We start from the raw sequence: 24,622 nt of genomic DNA, 5'->3' as shown, positions 1-24,622 counted from the left end.
TCAATGTCCGTCCAGCCCGCCCGACCCCCCTCCCCGGAACCGCCGATCTTGCTGCGGGAGATCGTCGGCAGTGTCGCCGTGCTGACACTGAACCGCCCCGCCGCGCGCAACAGCCTGTCGGAGGCGATGATCGGCCAGCTGCATGCAAGCTTCAACGCGATTGCCGAGGACAAGCGCATTCGCGCCGCCGTCATCGCCGCCAACGGCCCGGCCTTTTCCGCCGGCCACGACATGAAGGAGCTGACCGCACGCCGCACCGATCCCGATCGCGGCCGCGCCTATTTCGCCGAGCTCATGAACGCCTGCAGCGCGATGATGCAGGCGATCGTGCACCTGCCGAAGCCGGTGGTCGCAGCAGTCCAGGGCATCGCGACCGCCGCCGGCTGCCAGCTCGTGGCGAGCTGCGATCTTGCGATCGCGTCGGAGGCGGCGAGCTTCGCCACACCCGGCGTCGACATCGGCCTGTTCTGCTCGACGCCGATGGTGGCACTATCGCGCAACGTGCCGCGCAAGCAGGCGATGGAGATGCTGCTCACCGGCGAGCCGGTCCCGGCCCAGCGCGCCCGTGAGATCGGCCTCGTCAACCGCGTGGTCGCAGCCGGCACCGAGCGCGACGTCGCGATCGCGCTGGCGCAGCAGGTCGCGCTGAAATCCGCCTACACCGTCAAGCTCGGCAAGGAGGCGTTCTACCGCCAGGCCGAGATGAGCCTTGCGGACGCCTATCGCTATGCGGCAGAGGTGATGACCGAGAACATGATGGCGCGCGACGCCGAGGAAGGCATCGGCGCCTTCATCGAGAAGCGCGCGCCAACATGGCGGGATGAGTGACAACAAGAAAAGACGCCAGATGAACCACGACGCCTATCCCGACAATTACATCCGCGCCATCCTCAACAGCGTGAAGTCGATTGCGATGGTCGGCGCCTCGCCGGTCAATGTGCGGCCGAGCTATTTCGCGTTCAAATATCTGGCGCAGCGCGGCTACGACATGATCCCGGTCAATCCCGGTCATGTCGGCAAGGACCTGCTTGGAAAGCCTTTCGTCGCCTCGCTGCGCGACATCGGAGGTCCCGTCGACATGATCGACATTTTTCGCAACTCCAGCCACATCATGCCTGTCGTCGACGAGGCCCTCACACTCGATCCGCTGCCGAAGGTGATCTGGATGCAGCTTGGCGCGCGTGACGATGCGGCGGCGGAAAAGGCCGAGGCCGCAGGCATCAAGGTCGTGATGAACCGCTGCCCAAAAATCGAATATGGCAGGCTGTCGTCGGAAATTTCCTGGATGGGCGTCAACTCGCGCACGCTCAGCTCCAAGCGCCCGCCTGCGCCGACGCAGGGCATGCGGCTGTCCCTCAATCGGATGAGTGTCGGGGGCGGCGAGACCGCGGCCTCGGATCGCGCCGCCAAAAACAAGACCGAACAAAACTGACGCAATAAATTTCCATTGCGCGAACGTGACAATGCGTAGCGCCGAGCTGTGAAGCGGCGGCTTGACGGCAGCCGTGACGCCGATCAGCATGCCGCGCGATTTCAGACCATAAGAACAGGACGCCCCCCAAATGAGCGATCGCCTTCCGGGATTTTCGACCCTCGCCGTGCATGCCGGTGCACAGCCCGATCCCACCACCGGTGCGCGCGCGACTCCGATTTATCAGACGACATCGTTCGTGTTCAACGACGCCGACCACGCGGCCTCGCTGTTCGGCCTGCAGGCGTTCGGCAACATCTATACCCGCATCGGCAATCCCACCAATGCTGTGCTGGAGGAGCGCGTGGCCGCGCTCGAGGGCGGCACCGCCGCGCTTGCGGTGGCCTCGGGCCATGCCGCGCAGGTCGTGGTGCTGCAGCAATTGCTCCAGCCCGGCGACGAATTCATCGCCGCGCGAAAACTCTATGGCGGCTCGATCAACCAGTTCTCGCATGCGTTCAAGAGTTTTGGCTGGAACGTTGTGTGGGCCGATCCCGATGACGTCGCAAGCTTCGAGCGCGCGGTGACGCCGCGCACGAAAGCGATCTTCATCGAGTCTATCGCCAATCCCGCCGGCAGCATCACCGATATCGAGGCGATCTCGACGGTGGCGCGCAAGGCGGGCGTGCCCTTGATCGTCGACAACACGCTGGCCTCGCCCTATCTGATCCGCCCGATCGACCACGGCGCCGACATCGTCGTGCACTCGCTGACGAAATTTCTCGGCGGCCACGGCAATTCGCTCGGCGGCATCATCGTCGATGCCGGCACCTTCGATTGGTCCACCGGCGGAAAATATCCGATGCTGTCGGAGCCGCGGCCGGAATATCACGGCATCCGTCTCCAAGAGACGTTTGGCAATTTCGCCTTTGCCATCGCCTGCCGCGTGCTCGGCCTGCGCGACCTCGGGCCCGCCCTGTCACCGTTCAATGCCTTCATGATCCTCACCGGCATCGAGACGCTGCCGCTGCGCATGCAGAAGCACTGCGACAACGCCAAGGCGGTCGCCGAATTCCTCGCCGGCCACTCCGCGGTGTCCGCGGTGAACTATGCCGGCTTGGCAACCGACAAGTACAACCAGCTCGCGCGCAAATATGCCCCGAAGGGTGCGGGCGCCGTGTTCACCTTCAGCCTGAAGGGTGGCTATGACGCCGGCGTCAATCTGGTGTCGAAACTGCAGCTGTTCTCGCATCTGGCCAATGTCGGCGACACCCGTTCGCTCGTCATCCACCCGGCCTCAACCACGCACAGCCAGCTCGACGACGCCGCCAAGATCAAGTCCGGCGCCGGCCCCGACGTGGTCCGGCTCTCGATCGGCATCGAGGACAAGGAAGACCTGATCGCAGACCTGGAGCAGGCGCTGAGCGCGTAGAGCCTCAACGCTGTCCATCCGCACCGGGATCTGGCGCTGCGCCATGCCGAAGGCTCCGCGCCAGCTTCCGTCGCTACGGTCGCTCAACGCCCCCACGACTCAACCGGGCATCATGATCACGACTGCACAAGGATGGCCATGAATATCGCCGTGCCGGATATCGGAACGCTTTTCCCAATTCCCTCGCAAACAAGCGCTCACGATAAAAGGTTCCTGTTGCAGACCATAGCTCTCACCAAGAGAGTGCTGGGATCGTTTTCTTACGTCGAGATCGGCTCTTATCTCGGCGGGAGCCTGACCCCGTTTCTGCTGGACCCCGCATGCAAGGCGGTGCTCTCAATTGATGAAAGAGGGCGGCAACAGCCAGACGAGAGGGGCGCCAAGTACGACTATTCCGGAATTACGCACCAGACCATGATTGATAATCTGGTGTCGCGTGGCGTTCCGACGTCCAAGCTGACAACGTTCGATGGCTCGGTAGATTCGGTCCAAGGGGCGGAAAACAGCTTCGATGTCGCCTTCATCGATGGCGAGCACACCGATATCGCCTGCTTCAGGGACTTCCTGTGGACGCTTCCGCTGGTGAAGAGCGATGCGGTCGTTCTCTTTCACGACAGCACGCTGGTCTACAAGGCTCTCCGCATGATCAGCCTGTACATGAAGAAGTCGGGACAAAAACATTTGATCGCGAAGAACAATGAATCTGACGTCACGGCCCTCTTCCTTGGAAGGTTCGCCGAGATCGATTTCGCCAGAGAGTTCGGTCAAGCCGCGAACTGGGATGAGTTTTTCGACAAGTCGGAAACGGAGGTCATCCAGCACGTTCTGAAGAACAGGGTGAGCATTCAATTCGACGCGGTCGTCACCCCGGTCAGGACGTTCCCTGCCTGATCAACGCAGCCCGTGAAAGCGCGCCCGCGTGCGACGGTTAACAGTCATTAACCATATCTGCCGCATACATGGACTTTGGATCGCGCCTTTGATTCGGAGCCGAAAATGCTGCGCTGGATGGTACCTGCCCTGGCAGCGATGCTGATGGTTTCAGCCGCTGTTGCCGCCGATCTGCCGGCGACGCCGAAGCGACGGGCCGCCGCTCCGCCGCAGGAACCGCCAAAGGTCTATGTCGAGACCGATCCGGATGCGCTGATCTCGCCGGCCTACGGTGTCGGCAGCTATATCCGCAACCTGCCGGGCACGCCGCTGCTGCCGGGCTCGCATACGCTGCCGGGTTACTACGGCCGCCCCTGGGACTACGACTATCAGGGCTCGTATTACGGCGGGAAGCAGGTCGATTATTTCTGGCGCCTGCCCTACTCGTGCGGCATCTACGGTTATTGCTGATCAGCCGGGATCAGCCGGCCTGGCCGACCGGCACCACGCGCGGCTGCATCTCGGCCGATCGCCGAGAAGCGAGCCGCTCCGCCTGCATCACCGCAAGCGTGAGCACCACGATCGCAACCGTCTGGTGCGAGAGAGCGAGATCGATCGGCACCTGGTTGAGCAGCGTAAGGATGCCGAGCACCGCCTGCACGCTCACGGCCGCGAACAACCAGAGCGCACCGCCCGCCGCCGAGCCGGCGCGTGAACGCACCGCGTCGAACGCGTGCAGCGCCGCCAGTGCGAACAGCAGATAAGCCGTCATGCGGTGCTCGAACTGCACCGTCAGCACATTGTCGAACATGTTGCGCCACCACGGCGTCTCGAACCACAGCCGCTCTGCAGACGGAATGAAGGCGCCATCGATCTGCGGCCAGGTGTTGTAGGCGCGTCCGGCGCGCAGGCCCGCGACCAGCGCACCGAAATAGATCTGGATGAAGGTCACGATCACCAGCACCGCGCTCGTGAACCGCAGCCGCGCGGGAACGGCAAGCTGCGGCCGATCGGCGAGCCGCCGCACCGTCCAGACGATGCCGGCGAAGATCAGCAGCGCCAGCGCCAGATGCGTCGCCAGCCGATATTGCGACACCTCGACCCGCTCGGACAGACCTGATGCCACCATCCACCAGCCGACCGCGCCCTGGAGGCCGCCGAGCCCGAACAGCAGCCACAGCCGCCGCTTCAATTCGCCGGAGAGACCGCCGCGCCACAGGAAGAACAGGAACGGCAGCAGATAGGCAACCCCGATGAAGCGGCCGAGCAGCCGGTGGCTCCATTCCCACCAGAAAATCTGCTTGAACTCGGAGAGCGACATCCCGGCGTTGAGCTCGCGATATTGCGGGATCTTCTTGTAGGCCTCGAACGCGTCGGTCCATTGTGTCTCCGACAGCGGCGGCACGCTGCCGGTGACGGGCTTCCACTCGACGATCGACAGGCCGGATTCCGTCAGCCGCGTCGCGCCGCCGACCAGCACCATCAGCGCGATCAGGGCGGCCACGGAGATCAGCCACCAGCGCACGGCGCGCGGGTTTTTCGGGGCGGAATTCGTCGTCATTTCAGGGGCAAGACCAAGCCTTGTATCTAAGCTACTTGAACTGGACTGCGTGCCCCTTATAGTCCCCCGCTCCCGCAGCGCAAGTTACGCGAAAGCCGCAATATTCCGCCATGACGATCCGCACCCGCAAGTTCCTCGGCGCCATCCTGCTCCTCGTGCTGGCCACCGTCTGGGCCCTGCTCGGCATGGCGGCGGCGCAGATGCCGTGGATCGCCGAGTCCGGCTGGCGACAGGCGATCTACTATGTGGTGGTCGGCATGGGCTGGGTGCTGCCGGCGATGCCGATCGTGAGCTGGATGCAGCGGCCCGATCGCGCCTAACCCCGCAAACGCGCTTGCGCGCTTGTCGGATTTGAAGGCTCTAACCATCGTTGAGTCGGCTCGCAACGCTGCCCGTCGGTTTCACCGGCGCAAACGCCACACCGGACACCAGCACGCGCATCATGCGCAGCGAGCGCATCCTCCCGTCCCAGAAAATCCGCGGCAGCGCACGCAGATTGGTGCGGCCTTCCGCATCTACGATTCCCGAAATGGTCGACACCGCGCTGGCAAAACCGGCCTCCTCCGCCATCACGACGTGGCTGCGCCGAAACGAGGCGCGATCGCCGAACGGAAACGCCAGATGCCGAATCTCGCGGCGGAAGGCCGCTTCCGCCACCGCCCTGCCCATCGTCATCTCGCGCAACGCGGCGACGTCCTTTATGTTGGCGAGAACGGGATAGTTCACGGTCGCGCTGCCGATCGTGACACTCGGGTCGGCAGCTAACTTGGCCAGATCCTCCCAGTCCATCGACGCCTCGCGCGAGAGTGCGGCAAGATCGATCCGGTAGCGCGTGCAGAGATCGGCGATCGCCACCGACAAATCTGCCGGCGGCAGCGAGCGCAGCCAGCTCTCGAGGAACGAAAACAGCGCCTGCTTCTCGGCATTATCAGTAACGGTAAAGCGCTGCTCCCTGTCGCCCATCATCAGGTTGATCCGGCTCTCGCGCGCGATCACCTGCTCGAGCCCGAGCCACCACGCCTCGCCGACGCCATCAGGAAAGGCGGTGGGAACGTAGAGCGTGAACGGCACGGCGTGGCGCGCCAGCACCGGATAGGCGAAGCTGATGAGGTCCTTGGCAGCACCGTCGAAGGTGAGCGCCACGAAGCGCCGCTTCTCCGGCAGCGTCACCGCGCGCCGGCAGACCTCGTCCATGCCGAGAAAATCATAATTCCAGCGCTTCAGCGCGCGAATAGCACGATCGAGAAATTGCGGCGTGATCTCGTTTTGGCGCAGTGGCTGGAACGCACCGCTCCGCCGCGGCCGCACGCGCTCGAAGCGCAAGATTGCGCCGGCGCCACGGCTGCGCAGCAGCGGCTGGCCGGTGAACCAGGCCAGCTCGAGCCGCAACCGCTCCAGCCATCTGTCGTCGGATGCCAATATCCCACCTTCGCGTTCGCCGGCGGCCCGTTCCCTCAGCTATTGTCATTACCCTTTGTTGACATTTATTTGCAAAGGTCGGCCACAGGCCGAACTACGCATTTTTCGTTTTCTCGACAGGTTTCGCGGATGACCATGGCTGCGGCGATGCAAAGCCGGACGGCAGAATCGCCAGCGCGGTCGAAAGCGAGCCGTATCGCGCATGTCGACCTCATCAGCGATATTGCAGAGGCTGAGGCGGTCTGGCGCGCCCTCGAGGAGCCCGGTCATCTCTTCACGCCCTATCAGCGGTTCGATCTCCTGGGCTCGTGGCAACGATCGGTCGGGGAACGCGAAGGCGCCCGTCCCTTCGTCGTGATCGCCCGCGACGCCGGGCAGACACCGCTCGCGCTGCTCCCCCTCGCGCTGCGCCAGGGCCACGGTGTGCGCACGGCCTGCTTCATGGGCGGCAAGCACACGACCTTCAACATGGCGCTGTGGAACGCTGAGTTCGCAGCACAGGCTGTCACCGCCGATCTCGACGTACTGTTCGCGCCTTTGCATGACCAGGTCGACGTGCTCGCGCTGAGACAGCAGCCGAAGCGCTGGCACGACCAGCAAAACCCGTTTGCCATGCTGCCGCAGCAGAGCGCGATCAATGGCTGCCCGCTGCTGGCGATGGAGCCGGGCGGCCCGCCGGCATCCCGGATCAGCAACTCCTTCCGCCGCCGGCTGAAGAGCAAGGAGAAGAAACTACAGGCGCTCGCCGGCTATCGCTACCACCTTGCGACGACGGACGCGGACGTCACCCGCCTGCTCGACTGGTTCTTCCGGCTCAAGCCGGTACGGATGGCCGAGCAGAAGCTGCCGAACGTCTTTGCCGAGCCGGGCGTCGAACAGTTCATCCGCAGCGCCTGCCTCGCGCCGCGCGGCGAAGGCCGTGTCATCGACATCCATGCGCTCGAATGCGACGACGAGGTGATCGCGATCTTCGCCGGCGTCGCCGACGGCCAGCGCTTCTCGATGATGTTCAACACCTACACGATGTCGGAGCACGCCCGCTACAGCCCGGGTCTGATCCTGATGCGCTACATCATCGACCGCTACGCCGAGCGCGGCTATCGCTCGCTCGACCTCGGTATCGGCACGGACGAGTACAAGCGCATGTTCTGCAAGGACGACGAGGACATTTTTGACAGCTTCGTGCCCTTGACCTCGCGCGGCAAGCTCGCGGCGATGGCGATGTCCTCACTCAACCACGGTAAGCGCCTGGTCAAGCAGAACCAGATGCTGTTCGACCTGGCGCGACGGCTGCGGCAAGCGTTCGGTTAAGCACCGAGGCGCTCCCTCTCCTTACGCCGCCACCACGCGCGGTCCTTCCATCCCTTCCGACGGCTGCACCGGCCGGCTCAGCATCGTCACTTCGCTGAAGCCGACGGCCTTGAGCTGCTCGCACATCAGCACGCGTGCATCCGCCTCCATCGAGACATCGGGCACCACGACGGCGCGAGCATTCGCCGTCAGCAGCTCTGCAGGCAAGTCTTCGGCACTGCCGGCGTCAACGAGCACGTGGTCGTAGGCGCGCAGCAGGGCATCGATCGCGAGCGTCACCCGCGGCGACTGAAGCAGGCTGCGATCGAAGCCGGGACGGCCAGCCATGACCAGGTGCAGCCGCGAGAGCTTGTCGCGCGTGATGACCTGCGCAAACGAGACCTGCCCTTGCATCAATTCCGCAAGACCGGGCGCCGTCGGATCGACCGACACCGCAGCAATCGTCGGCGAGGACGCGGCGAGATCGACCACGACGACGCGCGCGCTGCGTGCGAGATGGCGGGCGAGCGTCAGGGTCGACAGCGTGATGGCATCGCCCGAGGCGGTGCCGAGCACGGTGATCTTCTTCGCACCCGCCCCTGCAGCAATCAGGCTTTCGGCCAGTTGCCCGATCTCTGCAAACTCGCTGACATCGGCATTGGCCGTCATCGTTGGCTGAAGCGGGGCCGGCTCGATCTCGACCGCATCGACAACCGGCGCATCGACGACCGGCTCCTGGCGAGCCACAGACCGCGGGAGCGCAGCAAGGGCGCGCGGCGCGGTCTGGCGCAGAAGCTCACCGGTGACCACGAGACCTGACGAGAGCAGCAGTGTCGCCAGCGTCGCGATCAGCACGATCGGCAGCTTCTTCGGATAGGCGGGCGTGTTTGAGACGATGGCGCGCGAGATGATGCGGCCTTCCGCCGGCGCGGAATCGATGCTCTCGCGAGTGCTGGCCTCGCGGTATTTTCCAAGATAGGTCTCGAGCAGGTCGCGTTGCGCCTTGGCTTCACGCTCGAGCGCACGCAGCTGAACATCCTGACCGTTGGTCGAGGTCGCCTGCTTCTTGAGCTGCTCGAGGCTCGCGGTCAGGCCGTCGACCCGGCCGCCGGCGATCCGCGCGTCGCTTTCGAGCGAGCGCGAGATCTTGGCCGCCTCGTCACGGATCTGATTGTCGAGGTCGCCGAGCTGCGCCTTCAATTCCTTGATCCGCGGGTGATTGCCTAGCAGCGTAGACGACTGTTCGGCGAGCTGAGCACGCAGCGTCACCCGCTGCTCCGACAACCGCCGCATCAGCTCGGAGTTCACCACCTCGGAGGCCTCGATCGGCTTGCCGCTCTGCAGCATCTCCTTGATCAGCCGAGCCCTGGACTCTGCGTCAGCCCTCATCGAGCGTGCATTGTTGAGCTGGGTGTTGACCTCGCCCATCTGCTGGTTCGACAGCGTGGTGTTGTTGGTGCCGACGAACAGCGACGATTTGGAGCGGAAGTCCTCGACCTTGGCTTCGGCGTCGGAGACCTTCTTGCGCAGGTTCTCGATCTCGCCCGAAAGCCACTGGCTGGCGTTGCGGGCCTGATCCTGGCGCGCATTTTGCTGGAGCACGAGATAGCCATCCGCGATCGAATTGGCGACGCGCACCGCCAGCTCGGGATCCTGCGACTGGAATTCGACCACGATGACGCGCGACTTGTCGACGGAGTAGGCCTGGAGGCGATCGTAATAGGCGTCGAGCACGCGCTCTTCCGGCGTCATCGAGAATGGATCGCGGCCGATCCCGACCAGCGCCGCGAGCGACTTCAGCGGAGAGACGCCTTGCAGCACCGGGTCGAACTCGGGGCGCTCCGCAAGCTTGTTCTTCTTGATGATCTCACGCGCGAGGTCGCGCGACAGCACGAGCTGCACCTGGCTGGTGACGGCCTCGGGGTCGAGCGCCTGCCGCTCCTCGGTGCTGCGGTCGCTGCTCGGGCGCAGGAACACGTTCTCGCGGCCGTCGATCAGGATGCGCGACTCGGATTTGTAGCGCGGCGTGATGAGATTGACGATCGCGACGGAGGCGACGAGAGCCAGCATCGTCGGCACGATGATCCAGCCGCGCTTGCGCGCAAGCGCGGCGCCAAGCGCGTGCAGATCGATGTCACCAGATTCGGCTGATGCCGGCTGCGCAACGGCCGGCGCGGGCCGAGCTTCAACTCTGGGCTTGGTCTCAGGCTTGGCTTCATGCTTGGCCTTCGAAACGGCCCGCTCGATGACGGCCTTGTCCTTGCCGGCACGCCAGAACGCTAAACGCATCGAACACTCCCGCAGGGCAACGCCACACATGTACCTCAATGGGGCCGATTACACTCCATTAAGGTTGCCGCTGGGTTAATCGCCACGTCTCGCGAGCAACGCACGCGCGCTCGTCACCGTTTGTTAACCACGAGGCCCCTTAATCCATCTCGATATTTCGAGAACATTGTTCGGCATTCGCCGTCGAGCGCTGGCTTTGATCATGCCCCCCTCTCCCGACCAGCCGCTTCGCATCCTTCACGCCGTACGTGCGCCCGTCGGCGGTATCTTCCGGCACATCCTCGACCTCGCCAACGGCCAGGTCGATCGCGGTCATCTTGTCGGGATTCTCGCCGACGGCCTGACCGGCGGCGAACGTGCGGACAAGGCGCTGGCCGAACTCGCGCCGCGGCTGAAGCTCGGCGTGCACCGGCTGGCGATCCGCCGCGAACCTTCGCCGGAGGATTTCCTGGTGTGGCTGCGCATGCGCCGCCTGATCGCCACGCTCAAGCCGGACGTCCTGCACGGCCACGGTGCCAAGGCCGGCGCCTTCGTGCGCATGCGGCGCCGCGCGGACGACACCATCCGCATCTACACCCCGCATGGCGGCTCGCTGCACTATCCGCTCAATACCCTGAAGGGCGAGTTCTACGCGCGGCTCGAGCGTACGCTGATGGATGCGACGGATTTGTTCCTGTTCGAAAGCGCCTTTGCCCGCGACACCTACCAGCGCATCGTCGGCACGCCCAAGGGCGTCGTGCATTGCGTCTTCAACGGCGTGACGCCAGAGGAGTTCGAGCCCGTCGTTATCGCCGACGATGCCACCGACCTCGCCTATGTCGGCGAATTCAGGCACATCAAGGGCGCCGACCTCCTGGTCGACGCAGTGGCGCGGCTGCACGAGAACGGCAAAAGGGTCACGCTGACGCTCGGCGGCGACGGCGAGGAGACGGCGACGTTGAAAGCGCAGGTCGGGCGGCTCGGCCTGGCGGACGCGATCCGCTTCACCGGCCACGTCAAGGCGCGCTACGGCTTTTCCAAGGGGCGCCTGTTGGTCGTTCCCTCGCGCGGCGATTCCATGCCTTATGTCGTGATCGAGGCGGGCGCGGCCGGCGTCCCCATGATCGCAGCGCGCGTCGGCGGCATCCCCGAGATCTTCGGGCCGGAGAGCCCGGCCCTGTTCGCGACGAGCAACGCCGAAGCCATGGCCGAGGCGATCGCGACCGCGCTCGATAATCCGCAGGGAACCGCCCAACGCGCAGTGTCGCTCCGCGAGCGGATCTCGACGCATTTCTCCCAGCAGGCGATGGTTGACGGCGTGATCGCAGGTTACCGCGACGCATTTGCAAATCATTAACCATCATTAAGGCCGCTTTAGAGAATCTTCCGATTTGTCCGATAATCGAGGTGCCAGGGGATGCTTGCCCGGGGATGCAAAGCCGCGCCCGCGGGTCGTTGGAATGGACGTGGACGCCCGTGGAACCGCTCAACGCACGCTCGATGCTCGATGCCGCGACCAGCGCCGCGGCCAAGCCGGCTGACCAGCCGTTTGTCGAGCGACGCCGCCGCCTGACGCCGGCCGCACTCGACGTCGTGAACCAGAAGGTCGCACGCGCCTATTCGCCGATCGTGATCACCGGCTTTGCGCGCGCCATCGATTTCGCGCTGCTGAGCGTGATCGGCATCGCCGTGTATGTCGCATACGTCATGCCGCTCGTCGGCTTCAGCTGGGTCTATCCCGCAGAGATCATAGCCGTCGCGCTCGCCGCCGTGGTCTGCTTCCAGGCCGCCGACATCTATCAGGTGCAGCTGTTCCGCGGCCAGCTTCGACAGATGACGCGGATGATCTCGTCCTGGTCGTTCGTCTTCCTGCTGTTCATCGGTATCTCCTTTTTCGCCAAGTTCGGCAGCGACATGTCGCGGCTGTGGCTTGCCGCGTTCTACTTCCTCGGCCTTGCGGCGCTGGTTGCCGAACGCCTGGCGCTGCGTTCGCTGGTGCGCAGCTGGGCGCGCCAGGGCCGGCTCGATCGCCGCACCATCATCGTCGGCTCCGACAGCAACGGCGAGCAGCTGGTCGAGGCGCTGAAGGCGCAAGAGGATTCCGACATCCACGTGCTCGGCGTGTTCGACGACCGCAACGACAGCCGCGCGCTCGATACCTGCGCCGGCGCGCACAAGCTCGGCAAGGTCGACGACATCGTCGAATTCGCCCGCCGTACCCGGGTCGATCTGGTGCTGTTCGCGCTGCCGATCTCCGCCGAGACGCGCATCCTGGAGATGCTGAAGAAGCTCTGGGTGTTGCCGGTCGACATCCGCCTCTCCGCGCACACCAACAAGCTGCGCTTCCGACCCCGCTCCTATTCCTATCTCGGCGAGGTGCCGACGCTCGACGTGTTCGAGGCGCCGATCACCGACTGGGATCTGGTGATGAAGTGGCTGTTCGACCGCATCGTCGGCAGCCTCGCGCTGCTCGCCGCACTTCCCGTGATGGCGCTGGTGGCGTTGGCCGTGAGGCTCGATAGCCCCGGCCCGGTCCTGTTCCGCCAGAAGCGGTTCGGCTTCAACAACGAGCGCATCGACGTCTACAAGTTCCGCTCGATGTATCACCACCAGGCCGACCCGACCGCATCGAAGGTCGTGACCAAGAACGACCCGCGCGTCACCCGCGTCGGCCGCTTCATTCGCAAGACCAGCCTCGACGAGCTGCCGCAGCTCTTCAACGTGGTGTTCTCCGGCAATCTCTCCCTGGTCGGCCCGCGTCCGCATGCGGTACAGGGCAAGCTGCAGAGCCGCCTGTTCGACGAAGCCGTCGACGGCTATTTCGCCCGCCATCGCGTCAAGCCCGGCATCACCGGCTGGGCCCAGATCAATGGCTGGCGCGGCGAGATCGACAACGAAGAGAAGATCCAGAAGCGCGTCGAGTTCGACCTCTATTACATCGAGAACTGGTCGGTGCTGTTCGACCTCGTCATTCTCCTGAAGACGCCGCTCTCGCTGCTGACCAAGAACGAGAACGCGTATTGAGTTGTGGTCCCCCAGCCCCACTGTCGTCGCCCGGCTTGACCGGGCGATCCAGTAATCGCCGGCAGCGGAAACTGCCACGAACAGCTCGGAGTACTGGATGCCCCGCCCCAGTGCGCAAGTGCGCACAAGGCGGGGCATGACGACGGAAGTATTGTGTTTCCAGTAGCGTGAGCGTGTGATGGTGTATGCGGCAACAGCCGGGGAAATGAATGCAGCGGTTCGCGCTGCGCCCGGCGTGCTGGCCCTGCAGCGCGCGCTGGTGTGGCTGGTCGGCGCGTCCGGCGCGATCGTCTTCATAGAGCCGAGCCCCTACGAGATCGCGACGCTGCTCGCCACCGTCGCCTTCTTCGCCACCGGCCTGCGGCTCAAGCTCGTGCTGATGCCGCTGGTGCTGGCTCTGGTCCTGCTCAATGTCGGCTACACCATCAGCGCGATCCCGCTGCTCGACCAGTCCGAGGTCGCAAGCTGGATCGCGACCTCGTGGTACATGGCGGTGACCGTGGTGTTCTTCGCCATGGTGACCTCCGAGGACACGGCGGCGCGCCTGGACATGCTGCGCCGCGGCCTCGTGGTCGGCGCGATGATCGCATCGCTTTCGGCGATCGCCGGCTACTTCAACCTCGTTCCGGGCGGCCACGATCTCCTGACGCTGTACGAGCGCGCACGCGGCACCTTCAAGGACCCGAACGTGCTCGGCGCCTTCCTGATCCTGCCGGCTCTGTTCGCGCTCCAGAGCGTGGTCTCGGACAAGCTGGCCAAGGCCTTCCGCAACGTCATCGCCTTCGGCATCATGTCGCTGGCGATCCTGCTCGCCTTCTCCCGCGCCGCCTGGGGCGGGCTGGTCCTGACCTCGGCCTTCATGCTGGCGCTGATGGTGCTGACCAGCCGCACCAATGCGCAGCGCTCGCGCATCATCATCATGGCCATTGTCGCCGTGGTGCTGGGCCTTGCGCTGGTTGCGGTGCTGCTGTCGTTCGATTCCATTGCCGAGATGTTCAAGCAGCGCGCGAGCTTCGACCAGAGCTATGACGAAGGCCGCTTCGGCCGATTCGGCCGGCACATTCTCGGCGCGGAGATGGCGCTCGACCTGCCGTTCGGCATCGGTCCCTTACAATTCCACCGGTTCTTTCCCGAGGACACCCACAATTCCTATCTGAACGCCTTCATGTCCGGCGGCTGGCTCTCCGGCGTGTGCTATCCCGCGCTGGTCTTCACCACCGTCATCACGGGCCTCCGCCAGGTCTTCGTCCGCGTGCCCTGGCAGCGCGCTTATCTCGCGGTGTTCGCGGCCTTCGTCGGCACCGTCGGCGAAAGTTTCGTGATCGACACCGACCACTGGCGGCACTTCTGGATGATGCTCGGCGCGATGTGGGGCATGATCGCGGCCGCACAGGCCTACAAGATCAAGTCTGGCGAGGATGCTTCTTCAGCTTGAGCGCGGGCCGCTTCTCCGGCGGCGTGTCGAGCAGGCCCTTCAGTGCAGCGGTCGCCGCAAGCACGCCCTTGTAGCCCTCGTTGGCGAAACGCAGCAGCAGGCGCAGTTCCTCGTCGGAATAGGCGTTCCAGACCTTCTCCATCGCCTGTTGCATCGGCACATAGAGCTCGCCGATCTTCATGGCGGTCTCCGGCACGACGGCGATGTAAACCTTACGGCGATCGGCCTCGTCCCGCTCGCGGCGCACGAGGCCTGCCTTCTCGAGCCGGTCGACTACGCCGGTGATGGCGCCGGTCGTGAGCCCCGTGACCTCGGCAAGCCGACCCGCGGTCACGCGTCCCTCGAGATAGAGGATGTCCATGCATTCGAGGTCGGAATTGGCAATTCCGGCCACGTTCGCAACGGCTTGCCCATAGAGCACGCCCTGCGCGGACGACCGCCGCATCGCCTCTTCCAATTCTCCCAGTAGTGCCGTGCGCGCCTTCGCCCTTGACAAGGCTCACCTCATCTCTTAGTCGATATATATCTTAGCCACTAAGAGATTTAGTGACCGTAATTTTTCCTAGCATCACGGAAACGTCGGGAGCAAGCCAATGCCTCATCGTCCCCGCAAGGCCCTGATCATCGGCGCCGGCATCGCCGGGCCCGTAGCCGCGATCCTGCTGCGCCGCGCCGGCATCGAATCCGCGATCTACGAGGCCTGGCCCTACTCAAAGGGCATTGGTGGCGGTCTCCAGATCGCGCCGAATGGCATGCAAATCATGGACGAGATCGGGCTCGCTGGCGAATTGATCAGCCGCGGTTCGATCGCAGAGTCCTTTGACTTCTATTCGCAAGAAGGCCGAAGGCTCGGCTCGATCAACCGCGACATGGCTCGGCGCTTCGGCCAGCCGGCGGTCAATGTCTGCCGCGCCACGCTGAACGAGATGCTGATCGACAAGGCCTGGTGCGCCTGTGTCTCGCTCTATTTCGACAAGCGCCTGATCAAGATCGAGGATCGCGGCGACCAGCCGATCATCGCCTATTTCGCCGACGGCACCACTGCCGAGGGCGACCTCCTGATCGGCGCCGATGGCGTGCATTCGATCACGCGGCGTCAGGTGGTGCCGGACGGGCCAACGCCGTTCAACACCGGCCTGATCGGGTTCGGCGGCTTCGTGCCCCATGCCGTGCTCGACGGCCGCGCGATCGGCCGGCATGTCGAGACCACCTTCGGGCAGAGCGGCTTCTTCGGCTACGGCTATTGCAGCCCGGATCCGAGCGACGGCGTGATGTGGTGGAGCACGCAGCCGGCGCACGGCATGGATGCCGCGATGTTCCGTGCGCTCGACGCGGCGACGCTGAAGCAGCATCTGCGCGGCTTCCATCACGGCTGGCACGATCCGATCCCCGCCATCATCGAGGCAGCCGAGAACATCGTGGTCACCGACACGCTCGACGTCGCAACCTTGCCGACCTGGTCACGCAAGCGCTCGCTGCTGATCGGCGATGCCGCGCATGCAACCAGCCCCCATGCCGGCCAGGGCGCTTCGCTCGCGCTGGAAGATGCGATGCGGCTCGCCCGTCTGATGCAGGAGGGTCAGGAGCTAACCGCCACCTTTCAGGCCTTCGAAGCCGAGCGGCGCCCCCGCGCGGAAAAGATCGTTGTTCTGGCGCGCCGCAACGGCAACAGCAAGCGCGAATTCAGCGCCACCGGCGCTTGGATGAGAAATCAGATGATGAAATGGCTGTTGCCGTTGGGATCGAAGAGCATGGAGTTCATGTACGCGTACGACGCGCGGGCGGTTTAGGAGTCCTCCTCCCTCTCCCCGTTCTTACGGGGAGAGGGTCGGGGTGAGGGGCTGCCTCCGCGAAAACGGTGAAAGTTGCACTCGCGGAGACTCCCCCTCACCCGCCGCGCGTTCCGCGCGTCGGCCTCTCCCCGCAAGCGGGGCGAGGCGAAGAAGGCACCTACTTCTCCACCGCGAACGTCAGCCCCGCATGCTCCCGCAAGCGCTTGATCAGCTTGTGCTGCATCGCTGCGCCTGGGGTCCAGAGCCCGGCCGGAACATCCGGCGTGTCGCGCAGCAGGCAGATCGCACATTCGGAAACCATCTTCGCCGTTGAGGCATAGCCCGGATCGAGATCGCCCTTCACGGCCGCGCGGACCTGACGGCCGTCGGGCGCAATCGCGACATAAAGCAGGTCGTAATGGCCGTTGTCGCGCTCTTCCTTCGACGGTCCCTCACCGGGCTTGAGCGCCTCGGGGCCGGTCTTTTCGCTGTTGGCGGCCATGACGCGCCTGGCGTTGACCTGTCCTTCGTCCCCCGCTCCCGTCAGCACCATCTCGTCGTAGACGAAATCCCTGCCATACGGGAATCCCATCAGCATGTTGGAGCGATGGACGTTGCGCGTGTTGAGCGTCGCCATCGCGAACGGGGCGGACCAGGATTGCAGGTCCTCCTCGAAAACCGGCTTGTTGCCACGCGGCTGCTTGGGTCCTTCGAAGCCGGGCGTCAATGCAAACGGGTCCTTGAGGATCGAGACCAGGCTGAGGTCCTGCGCAACCGCCTCGAAGGTGACCCTCGCGCTCGCCGAGGTGCCGCCGGAGAACTTCCAGCTGAGGTCGCGGACGCGCCCTTTGACGCGCGGCGCCGGCGCTCCGAACACGCGCCTGGCTTCCTCTTGCACGAAGAACGTACCGAGCTCAAAGGGGATTGAGTCGAAGCCGCAGGAGAATATGACGCGCGCGCCACTCGTCCTGGCGGCCGCTTCATGCCTGTCGATCATCTGCTTCAGCCAGATCGGCTCGCCGCAGAGATCCATGTAGTCGGTACCCGACGCAACGCAGGCGGCAAGCAGGTCGGACCCATAAAGCTGGTACGGACCGACCGTGGTGACGACCAGCTTCGCCTGACCGACCATCGCCCGCAGCGACGCAGGATCGGCGGCATCCGCAACGATGAGCGGTGTGTCCGCGGGTGCGCCGATCGCGTCGCGAACGGATTCGAGCTTGTCTCTGCTGCGCCCCGCCATCGCCCATGCCGGCGCCCCCTCACCGAGGTAGTGCGTGGCGAGATATTCGGCGACGAGCTGGCCGGTATATCCCGTTGCGCCATAGACGACGATGTCGAACTTCGCGGACACGGATCACGCCTCCTTGGGGATCGCAGACCCTATGCTTCCACTGCGAACGTCAGCCCCGCATTGTCCCGCAGCCGCTTGATCAGCTTGTCCTGCATCGCTGCGCCCGGGGTCCAGAAGCCGGCGGCGACATCGGTCACGTCGCGCAGCATGCAGATGGCGCATTCGGAGATCATCTTCGAGGTCGAGCCGTAGCCGGGATCGCGGTCGCCGGTGACACCGGCGCGGACCATGCGGCCGTCGGGCGCGATCGCGACATAAAGCAGATTGAAGAGCCCGTTCTCGCGCTCTTCCTTCGACGGTCCCTCACCCGGCTTCGGCGCGCTCGGGCCAGTCTTCTCGGCGTTGGCCGCCATCACGCGCTTGGCGTTGGCCTCGCCCTTCTCGCCGGGACCTGTCAGAACCATCTCGTCGTAGACGAAGTCCTGACCGTAGGGAAAGCCCATCAGCATGTTGGAGCGATGGACGTTGCGGGTGTTGATCAGCGCCATCATGAACGGCGCGGCCCAGGATTGCAGATCCTCCTCGAGCAGCGACCTGTTGCCCTTCGGCTGCTTCGGACCGGAGAAGCCCGGCGTCAGCGCGAACGGGTCGTTCAGGATTGCAATGAGGCTGATGTCCTTGGCGACCGCATCGAAGGTCGCCTTGGCGCTCGCCGCGGTGCCGCCCGACAGCGTGCCGCGCATGTCGCGCACGCGGCCTTTTACACGCGACGCCGGTGCACCGAACACGCGTTTGGCCTCTTCCTGCACGAAGAACGTACCGAGCTCGAACGGCACGGAGTCGAAGCCGCAGGAAAATACGATGCGCGCGCCGCTTTCCTTTGCAGCCGCCTCATACTTGTCGATCATCTGCCGCATCCAGATCGGCTCACCGCAGAGATCGAAATAATCCGTGCCGGTGGCGACGCAGGCCGCGAGCAGTTCCTCGCCGTAGAGCTGATACGGACCGACCGTCGTGATCACCGACATCGTCTGCTCTGCCATCGCCTTCAGCGAGGCGGCATCCGATGCATCCGCGACAATGAGCTGCGTATTGCCAGGCGCGCCGATCGCATCGCGCACCGATTTCAGCTTCCCAAGGCTGCGCCCCGCCATCGCCCATTTGAGTGTCTTGTCGCTCTTATAATGCCGAGTCAGATATTCAGCGACGAGCTGACCGGTGAAACCGGTCGCACCGTAGACGACGATGTCGAATTTCGCAGAGCTCATGGTCGACCTTTATTTCTTGGCGTAACTCACGCCCATGCCGGCGCGGACGTCGCTTTGAATCCCATAGGGCGGAATCGGATAGCGCAGGCCGTTCCTGGCCAGCGCCTTCATGCCCTCGATCGCCTTGGCGAGATGCGCAGGCTTCAAGGCCATCAGCATCTCCTCGTCCGGCACGCCGCCATAGCGCCGTTCGGCATAGCATGGCAAGGACAGGCTGGGCTCGCCGCTCTTGAGCGCCCGCCCCCAGGAATCCGCACAAGCGGTCTCGCCGACCACACCCCATTCGAACTTCTTGTAGCCGGTATATTGCAGCCCGTTGATCAGGATGATCATCTGCCCGGGCGTCGCGTAAACGAGGCAGATGTCGGGCGGATCGAGCCGCCCGCTCGCAAGCGGACTGACCGCGAGCGCCTGATATTGCCCGAACGGAACCACGTCCAGTGCCTCCTGGCGCTTGCGCGCATCCTCCGCGGTGCCGTGCCAGACGCCGACATAATTTTCGCCGGCAAGCCATTTCTCGTCCTGCGGGCTGAGCCCGATCACAGCGCGGCACTGCGCGCCGACGAGATCGTCGCCGGTAATGCCGACGGTCCACCCCAGGCGCGAGGCCATGCTGACGATCTGGTCGGTGGTGTGGACCGCATTCGGCCGCCTGATCTTCGGGATCGCCTCCATGTCCGCGGCATGCGCGAACAGCTTCATGCCGATCACCGTTGTCTTCAGCCGCAGCAGGCTGTTGAGATCGGCCACCAGGCCGGCAAGATCGATCGTATCAGCGGCTTGCTGCTGCATGGCATCCTCCCGGCGCGCCGATTCCGGCGCCTCTTGTTGGGCCTCTCGGGCCTGTTCTAGTCCTTGGCCGGCCCGGGAAGCAACTCGCTGGTCCGGCCCACGAGGCGGGAGGCCACAAGCCCGATCCATTCGCGCATAGCCGTATCGGTCCGGCCGAGACCGTCCGCGCCCACATTGGTGAAAGAGAACAGATCGTCACGTCCGCCCATCCGCCAGTCCACGGGATAGGCTTCGACGTCAAATTCAGCCTTGCGGAAAATTCCGATCGAACGCGGCATGTGATAGGCCGAGGTAACCAGCAGCCAGCGCTCGCCCGGCTTCGGCGCCACCAACCGCTTCGTGAAGATCGCATTCTCGTACGTGTTGCGTGACTCGCGCTCCAGGATCAGGCGTTCTCTGGGTATGCCGGTATTTTCCAGGATGGGTGCAGAATAGTCGGCTTCCCTGGCGCCCGTTGCGACCAGGTTGCCAGAGCCCCCTGTAAAGACGATGCGCGCATTCGGGTAGCGGCGCGCAAGCTCGGCGGGCGCAAGCAGGCGATCGGCCGCGTGCGAGACCACCGGCGTGTGATGTGCTGCCGACAGATCGGTATCGACTGAGCCGCCCAGCACGACGATGCCGTCGGGGACACCGCGCGACGGATCCCACGCGGGAAAGCGCGACTCCAGCGGATAGAGCAGCAAATTGCCGAGCGGAGAAAACGCGGCGAGCGCGAGCAGAACCAGCGTGGTCGCGGCCAGTTTCCGGCCGAGCCCGGCAAAGCGCGTTGCCATCAGCACGACCGAGATGATCCCGAGTTCGACCAGAAGATTGATCGGCACCACTGCGGCACCAAACGTCTTGGAAAGAATGAAATACAGGAGAAACCTCGCTGAAATGATCGTGGTGCGCGGGCTTGACCCGTCCGCCCATTCAGAAATCTTCTTGGGAGAGGATCGATTGCCGGGTCAAGCCGGGGCATAACAGGATCTGCATAACAGGATCTCACGACAAGTTCTGATGAAACCGATTGGACGCGGCAAATGACCCATCATCACCTGCATTCAAGTCCCGAAACCTGCCATTGGGGCTTCTTTGAAGCCGCGCTCAAGCCCGCCCTCACCATCGCCAGCGGCGATGAGGTGACCGTCGATACCATCAGCGGCGGCCCGGACATGCTGCCGGACCGCAGCAAGTTTCACATTCCGCCGGAGATGTTCGAGGTTCATGCCAAAAACGAGCGCATGCTTCCCGGCCACATCCTGACCGGCCCGATCGCGGTCGAAGGCGCCGAGCCCGGCGATGTGCTCGCAGTCGAGATCCTCGACGTCCAGCTCCGCCAGGACTGGGGCTGGAACATGATCAAGCCGCTGTCCGGCACCCTGCCCGACGACTTCCACGAGACACGAATCCTCAACATCCCGCTGGACCGGTCGCGGATGGTCGGCCGGATGCCGTGGGGCCTCGACCTGCCGCTAAAACCATTCTTCGGCGTGATGGGCGTCTCGCCGCCGCCGGCCTGGGGCCGCATCTCCTCGCTCGTTCCCCGCGCCATGGGCGGCAATCTCGACAACAAGGAGCTCGGCGCCGGCGCGACGTTGTATCTGCCGGTGTTCGTCCCGGGCGCGATGTTCTCCTGCGGTGACGGTCATGGCGTGCAGGGCGACGGCGAGGTCTGCGTCACCGCGATCGAAACGGCGTTGCAGGGCCGCTTCCGGCTGACGCTGCGCAAGGATTTGCGGTTCGACTATCCGCGCGCGGAGACGACGACCCACTACATGACCATGGCGATGGACCCCGACCTCGACCAATGCGCGGTGCGGGCGCTGCGCGACATGATCGTGCTGCTTGGCGAGACGCGAAACCTGTCGCGCGAGGACGCATATACACTGTGCAGTCTCGCGGCCGATCTGCGGGTGACCCAGACCGTCAACGGCTCCAAGGGCATCCATTGCATGATCGAAAAGGCGATCGTGCACGGCTGACCGCGCCGGCACTTCCTGACCACTCCACGCGCGCCCACCGCCTGGACATGCCGGCGGCGCGCTGAATCACGTCTGATTTCGTTCGCGATTCCAACGGGCTAAGCGATGGGCTCAGCCTGCATTTGACTTCTGCCCCTGAACCTAAATAGAGTCTTAATCGTTACTTTTATGTACCCGAGTAAGAGGCTAGCGTTCGGGCCATGGCCACCGAAAAAGCCGAGACTGACCGCATTCCCGTAACCTTGGCGCTCTCGACCATCACCTACCTGGAGAAGTTGGTGAGACAGGGCACCCACGGCACCAGCGTTCCCGGCGTCGCGCGGACATTGATCGAGGAAGGCATCCGTCTCGCCATCAAGGACGGGCTTTTGTCGATTCGCGACAATGGCAGGACGTGAGCGCACGCCGAACGTGAAGCGGACGGATCTCGAGCTGCGGTTGGTCGATTGTCGCAACCTGGGACCGTTACAATGCCTGTTCTCTCACCAACCTGGACCAACGAACGCATCGAACTTCTGAAGCAGCACTTCGAGGCTGGCCTGTCCTGCCGCGAGATCGCCGCCGACATCGGCGTCAGCCGCAACGCCGTGATCGGCAAGCTGTCACGCCTCAATCTCACGCGTGGCCGCTCGGTCGACGAACGCAGGCTCCAGGATAGGAATCAAGACAGGAATCAAAACAGGCCTAGCGCCCCACGCGCGCCAAAAGCGGTGCCCCGGCTGCAATTTGAGATGCTCGCCACGATCTACGGCGAAGCGGATGGGCCTGTCGCGACCGGGCCGATCGACGAGGCCAATCGCTGCTCGCTGATGGAGCTCGGCGAAAACCGTTGCCGCTGGCCGATCTCGACGCCCGGCGCCGAGGATTTCTGCTTCTGCGGCAACGCCGCGCACGACGGACAGTCCTATTGCGCCGGCCACAGCCGCCTCGCCTACCGGCCGAACTCGCGTGGGCGTGTCATGCGCGGCTGAAGCCCGCCGTCCCCCTGCCCCACAACGAAAAAACCTCCGGCAGGGCACTACCGGAGGTTTCTGGAGGCTTAGCGTGAAGCTAAGAGCCGTGATTTCTTCGAAACGGCTGACAGCTATATAGCTGAGCAACTCAGGTAAGTAAATAAGTTTGGTGGCGATGGATTCGCATAGCTCGTCTTCGCCGTCTGTGCAGGGGAGTTCGGTTTCTCGAAATCACCACCGCTCCAGAAAAAAGCCCCGGCGGTTTCCCGCCGGGGTTCTCCGATCGATTTGCGCGATCGATATCAGAAGTTGCGCTGAGCGCGCAGCATCATGGTCACCGAGTTCTGGTCCTTCAGCTCATACACCGCAGCCGGCTTGGCGGCAGTCGAAATGGCCGGGGCAGTGATAGAGCCAGAGTACTTCTGGTCCAGACGCGACCAGCTCAGGTCGGCAGTGAACGCCAGGTTCTTGACCGGGGTCCACACGGTGTTGACACCGATGACGCCGAAGTTGAAGTCCGGGTTACAAGTCGCCCCGGCGTTCGCAATGGCGGCGAAGTTGGCGCAGATCAGGGCCTTGCCCGTGGTACCGTACTTCAGCTGGGCATAACCGCCGTAGACGGCGCTCGCCCAGTTCGGGCTCCAGTTGTGGGTATAGCCACCACGGAGGCCCCAGGTCTTGACGGTATCGATGCTGCCGCCAGCGCCGAAGACGCCATCAGCAAGACCGGCAAAGCCGACGCTCTGATACGCTGTGCTGCTACCGCTGAACATGAGGAAGCTCTGCGGAAACAGGCTCTGGAAGTTATAACGCGTTGCACCGTCCGTGTAGACGGCCTGCAAGTTGATAACGTCGCCAGCACCAGTCGGGATGTTCTTGATCGACAACGACCCCTGCACAGCCCAACCCCACTTGTCCGACGGATGACCGGTCGGTTCAGTCGTGCCGTAGTAGCCAGGATGGAGGTCATGCGCGGCAACCGAGAACTGGGCAAGACCCCAAGCCTGGTCAACACGGACCGCGCCGGTGATATCCGGGACGCGCGTTCCACCCCAATCGCTGGAGCCGTAAGAACTACCCGTAATCAACGCAGTGGCAGCAGCGGCCGGTGAAGCGAAGCCGGAGGTGTTCCAGAGGTTCGACTGGCCGTTCGACGCCGTCGTCTCCTCCTCCAACGCGATCGAACCGGTGATGCCCTGGCCGAAGTCAGCGGTATAGGCGAACTGGTTGATACCGTTGGTGTGATTGCTGCCGCCCGGAATGGAATCGGGACCGCCAGCCGGATAGCTCTGCCACGGGGCATCGAAGATCGAGACCGTGCGGCCCATGGTGAAGCCAGCGAACTGGATGAACGCATGGAAGAGACCGAGCGCAGGCGCACTGGGCGAGATCGCCGACGGGCTGCTGCCGGTGACGTTGGACGTGTCGTAAGTGAAGACCATATCAGCGTAGGTGCGGACAACGCCATATTCGGTCGCCGTGCGGGTATCGACGTTGAGGTCCATACGAGCGCGGCTGTAATAGTAGTTGGTCAGACGGTTGTTTGAGCCACCGTTCACCGCGGCGGTGCTGTTGTTGAAACCGTAGTCGCCGGCGCCGCCGAGGATAGCGTCGGCGCGCACATAACCACCCAGCTTGATGCAGGTGTCGGTGCCCGGCATGTAGTAGAAACCCGCACCGTACAGCGAGCAGATCTTCACGTATTCGACCGCCTTGGCCTTGACCGGAAGATCAGCCGCCTGAGCTCCACCGACGGCGATAAGACCCGCCGCAGTGCCGAGCAAAAGGCTCTTCACCATTCTCATTTAAAACCTCCAAGTTGCACATTTTGCGGAGACCGGACCGTGAGGCCCCCCATATCCCCGTCTC

At 64.1% G+C, this 24,622-nt stretch carries 23 protein-coding genes; 14 read left to right on the top strand and 9 right to left on the bottom strand.

The window, feature by feature from the left end:
* Nucleotides 1–3: 3 nt before the first annotated feature.
* The 5 genes from FXB38_RS24885 to FXB38_RS24865 all read left to right on the top strand — a co-directional run bounded on the left by FXB38_RS24885 (nt 4) and on the right by FXB38_RS24865 (nt 4,184).
* Nucleotides 4–828, top strand: coding sequence for an enoyl-CoA hydratase (locus tag FXB38_RS24885; protein WP_148753588.1), 825 nt, complete (start codon nt 4–6; stop codon nt 826–828).
* Between the two features lie 19 nt (nt 829–847).
* Entirely contained in the window at nt 848–1,432 is a 585-nt protein-coding gene (locus FXB38_RS24880; protein WP_148753587.1) for a CoA-binding protein, read from the top strand.
* Between the two features lie 130 nt (nt 1,433–1,562).
* Nucleotides 1,563–2,843: an O-acetylhomoserine aminocarboxypropyltransferase gene (locus tag FXB38_RS24875; RefSeq protein ID WP_148753586.1), complete on the top strand. Its 1,281-nt coding sequence runs from the start codon at nt 1,563–1,565 to the stop codon at nt 2,841–2,843.
* A gap of 138 nt (nt 2,844–2,981) precedes the next feature.
* Complete coding sequence (locus FXB38_RS24870) at nt 2,982–3,734, top strand: class I SAM-dependent methyltransferase (protein ID WP_187435126.1); 753 nt, start codon at nt 2,982–2,984, stop codon at nt 3,732–3,734.
* A gap of 105 nt (nt 3,735–3,839) precedes the next feature.
* Entirely contained in the window at nt 3,840–4,184 is a 345-nt protein-coding gene (locus tag FXB38_RS24865) for a hypothetical protein (protein ID WP_148753584.1), read from the top strand.
* Between the two features lie 10 nt (nt 4,185–4,194).
* Here the strand turns inward: FXB38_RS24865 and FXB38_RS24860 are convergent, their stop codons facing one another.
* Complete coding sequence (locus tag FXB38_RS24860; protein ID WP_148753583.1) at nt 4,195–5,274, bottom strand: COX15/CtaA family protein; 1,080 nt, start codon at nt 5,272–5,274, stop codon at nt 4,195–4,197.
* A gap of 110 nt (nt 5,275–5,384) precedes the next feature.
* Here FXB38_RS24860 and FXB38_RS24855 point away from each other — a divergent pair, with 110 nt between their 5' ends.
* A complete protein-coding gene (locus FXB38_RS24855; protein ID WP_148753582.1) occupies nt 5,385–5,594 on the top strand; it encodes a DUF2842 domain-containing protein in 210 nt (69 codons plus the stop codon).
* Nucleotides 5,595–5,634: 40 nt separating this feature from the next.
* Here the strand turns inward: FXB38_RS24855 and FXB38_RS24850 are convergent, their stop codons facing one another.
* Nucleotides 5,635–6,693, bottom strand: a complete 1,059-nt coding sequence (locus FXB38_RS24850) for a polysaccharide deacetylase family protein (protein ID WP_148753581.1) — start codon at nt 6,691–6,693, stop codon at nt 5,635–5,637.
* Between the two features lie 129 nt (nt 6,694–6,822).
* Between FXB38_RS24850 and FXB38_RS24845 the strand changes: the two genes are divergently transcribed.
* On the top strand, nt 6,823–8,004 hold the full coding sequence (locus FXB38_RS24845) for a GNAT family N-acetyltransferase (RefSeq protein ID WP_148753580.1): 1,182 nt from the start codon (nt 6,823–6,825) through the stop codon (nt 8,002–8,004).
* Between the two features lie 21 nt (nt 8,005–8,025).
* On the opposite strand, the gene FXB38_RS24840 is transcribed toward FXB38_RS24845, so the two are convergent.
* Complete coding sequence (locus FXB38_RS24840) at nt 8,026–10,272, bottom strand: GumC family protein (protein ID WP_148753579.1); 2,247 nt, start codon at nt 10,270–10,272, stop codon at nt 8,026–8,028.
* Nucleotides 10,273–10,474: 202 nt separating this feature from the next.
* Between FXB38_RS24840 and FXB38_RS24835 the strand changes: the two genes are divergently transcribed.
* From FXB38_RS24835 to FXB38_RS24825, 3 genes are all read left to right on the top strand, one after another.
* Nucleotides 10,475–11,608: a glycosyltransferase family 4 protein gene (locus FXB38_RS24835; RefSeq protein ID WP_148753578.1), complete on the top strand. Its 1,134-nt coding sequence runs from the start codon at nt 10,475–10,477 to the stop codon at nt 11,606–11,608.
* 119 nt (nt 11,609–11,727) lie between these two features.
* Nucleotides 11,728–13,275: an undecaprenyl-phosphate glucose phosphotransferase gene (locus FXB38_RS24830; RefSeq protein ID WP_187435125.1), complete on the top strand. Its 1,548-nt coding sequence runs from the start codon at nt 11,728–11,730 to the stop codon at nt 13,273–13,275.
* Nucleotides 13,276–13,453: 178 nt separating this feature from the next.
* Nucleotides 13,454–14,710, top strand: coding sequence for an O-antigen ligase family protein (locus tag FXB38_RS24825; protein ID WP_187435124.1), 1,257 nt, complete (start codon nt 13,454–13,456; stop codon nt 14,708–14,710).
* On the opposite strand, the gene FXB38_RS24820 is transcribed toward FXB38_RS24825, so the two are convergent.
* Nucleotides 14,679–15,155: a MarR family winged helix-turn-helix transcriptional regulator gene (locus tag FXB38_RS24820; RefSeq protein ID WP_148753575.1), complete on the bottom strand. Its 477-nt coding sequence runs from the start codon at nt 15,153–15,155 to the stop codon at nt 14,679–14,681. The genes FXB38_RS24825 and FXB38_RS24820 overlap by 32 nt on opposite strands.
* 148 nt (nt 15,156–15,303) lie before the next feature.
* On the opposite strand from FXB38_RS24820, the gene FXB38_RS24815 reads away from it, so the two are divergent.
* Entirely contained in the window at nt 15,304–16,500 is a 1,197-nt protein-coding gene (locus tag FXB38_RS24815; protein ID WP_148753574.1) for an FAD-dependent monooxygenase, read from the top strand.
* A gap of 160 nt (nt 16,501–16,660) precedes the next feature.
* Here FXB38_RS24815 and FXB38_RS24810 read toward each other — a convergent pair whose 3' ends face one another.
* From FXB38_RS24810 to FXB38_RS24795, 4 genes are read right to left on the bottom strand one after another with little or no spacing between them, the layout of a single operon-like run.
* Entirely contained in the window at nt 16,661–17,836 is a 1,176-nt protein-coding gene (locus FXB38_RS24810; protein WP_148753573.1) for a saccharopine dehydrogenase family protein, read from the bottom strand.
* A gap of 29 nt (nt 17,837–17,865) precedes the next feature.
* Nucleotides 17,866–19,044 (bottom strand): saccharopine dehydrogenase family protein, encoded by a 1,179-nt coding sequence (locus FXB38_RS24805; RefSeq protein WP_148753572.1) that lies wholly within the window; start codon nt 19,042–19,044, stop codon nt 17,866–17,868.
* 9 nt (nt 19,045–19,053) lie between these two features.
* Nucleotides 19,054–19,836 carry a DUF169 domain-containing protein gene (locus tag FXB38_RS24800; RefSeq protein ID WP_148753571.1) on the bottom strand — a complete coding sequence of 261 codons (783 nt, stop codon included), beginning with the start codon at nt 19,834–19,836 and terminating at the stop codon, nt 19,054–19,056.
* Between the two features lie 56 nt (nt 19,837–19,892).
* Nucleotides 19,893–20,660, bottom strand: coding sequence for a YdcF family protein (locus tag FXB38_RS24795; protein ID WP_148753570.1), 768 nt, complete (start codon nt 20,658–20,660; stop codon nt 19,893–19,895).
* 198 nt (nt 20,661–20,858) lie between these two features.
* On the opposite strand from FXB38_RS24795, the gene FXB38_RS24790 reads away from it, so the two are divergent.
* From FXB38_RS24790 to FXB38_RS24780, 3 genes are all read left to right on the top strand, one after another.
* Entirely contained in the window at nt 20,859–21,800 is a 942-nt protein-coding gene (locus FXB38_RS24790) for an acetamidase/formamidase family protein (RefSeq protein WP_148753569.1), read from the top strand.
* A 200-nt stretch (nt 21,801–22,000) separates the two neighbouring features.
* Nucleotides 22,001–22,198 carry a hypothetical protein gene (locus FXB38_RS24785; RefSeq protein WP_007603456.1) on the top strand — a complete coding sequence of 66 codons (198 nt, stop codon included), beginning with the start codon at nt 22,001–22,003 and terminating at the stop codon, nt 22,196–22,198.
* Nucleotides 22,199–22,270: 72 nt separating this feature from the next.
* Nucleotides 22,271–22,771 carry a GcrA family cell cycle regulator gene (locus tag FXB38_RS24780; protein ID WP_148753568.1) on the top strand — a complete coding sequence of 167 codons (501 nt, stop codon included), beginning with the start codon at nt 22,271–22,273 and terminating at the stop codon, nt 22,769–22,771.
* A gap of 284 nt (nt 22,772–23,055) precedes the next feature.
* Here FXB38_RS24780 and FXB38_RS24775 read toward each other — a convergent pair whose 3' ends face one another.
* Nucleotides 23,056–24,558 carry a porin gene (locus FXB38_RS24775; protein WP_148753567.1) on the bottom strand — a complete coding sequence of 501 codons (1,503 nt, stop codon included), beginning with the start codon at nt 24,556–24,558 and terminating at the stop codon, nt 23,056–23,058.
* Nucleotides 24,559–24,622: the final 64 nt, after the last annotated feature.

It is taken from the genome of Bradyrhizobium cytisi, assembly GCF_008123515.1.
In the GTDB taxonomy this organism is placed as follows: Bacteria; Pseudomonadota; Alphaproteobacteria; order Rhizobiales; family Xanthobacteraceae; genus Bradyrhizobium; species Bradyrhizobium cytisi.
The sequence above is the reverse complement of the archived record's forward strand: the minus strand, read 5'-3'. Positions and strand labels throughout refer to the sequence as shown.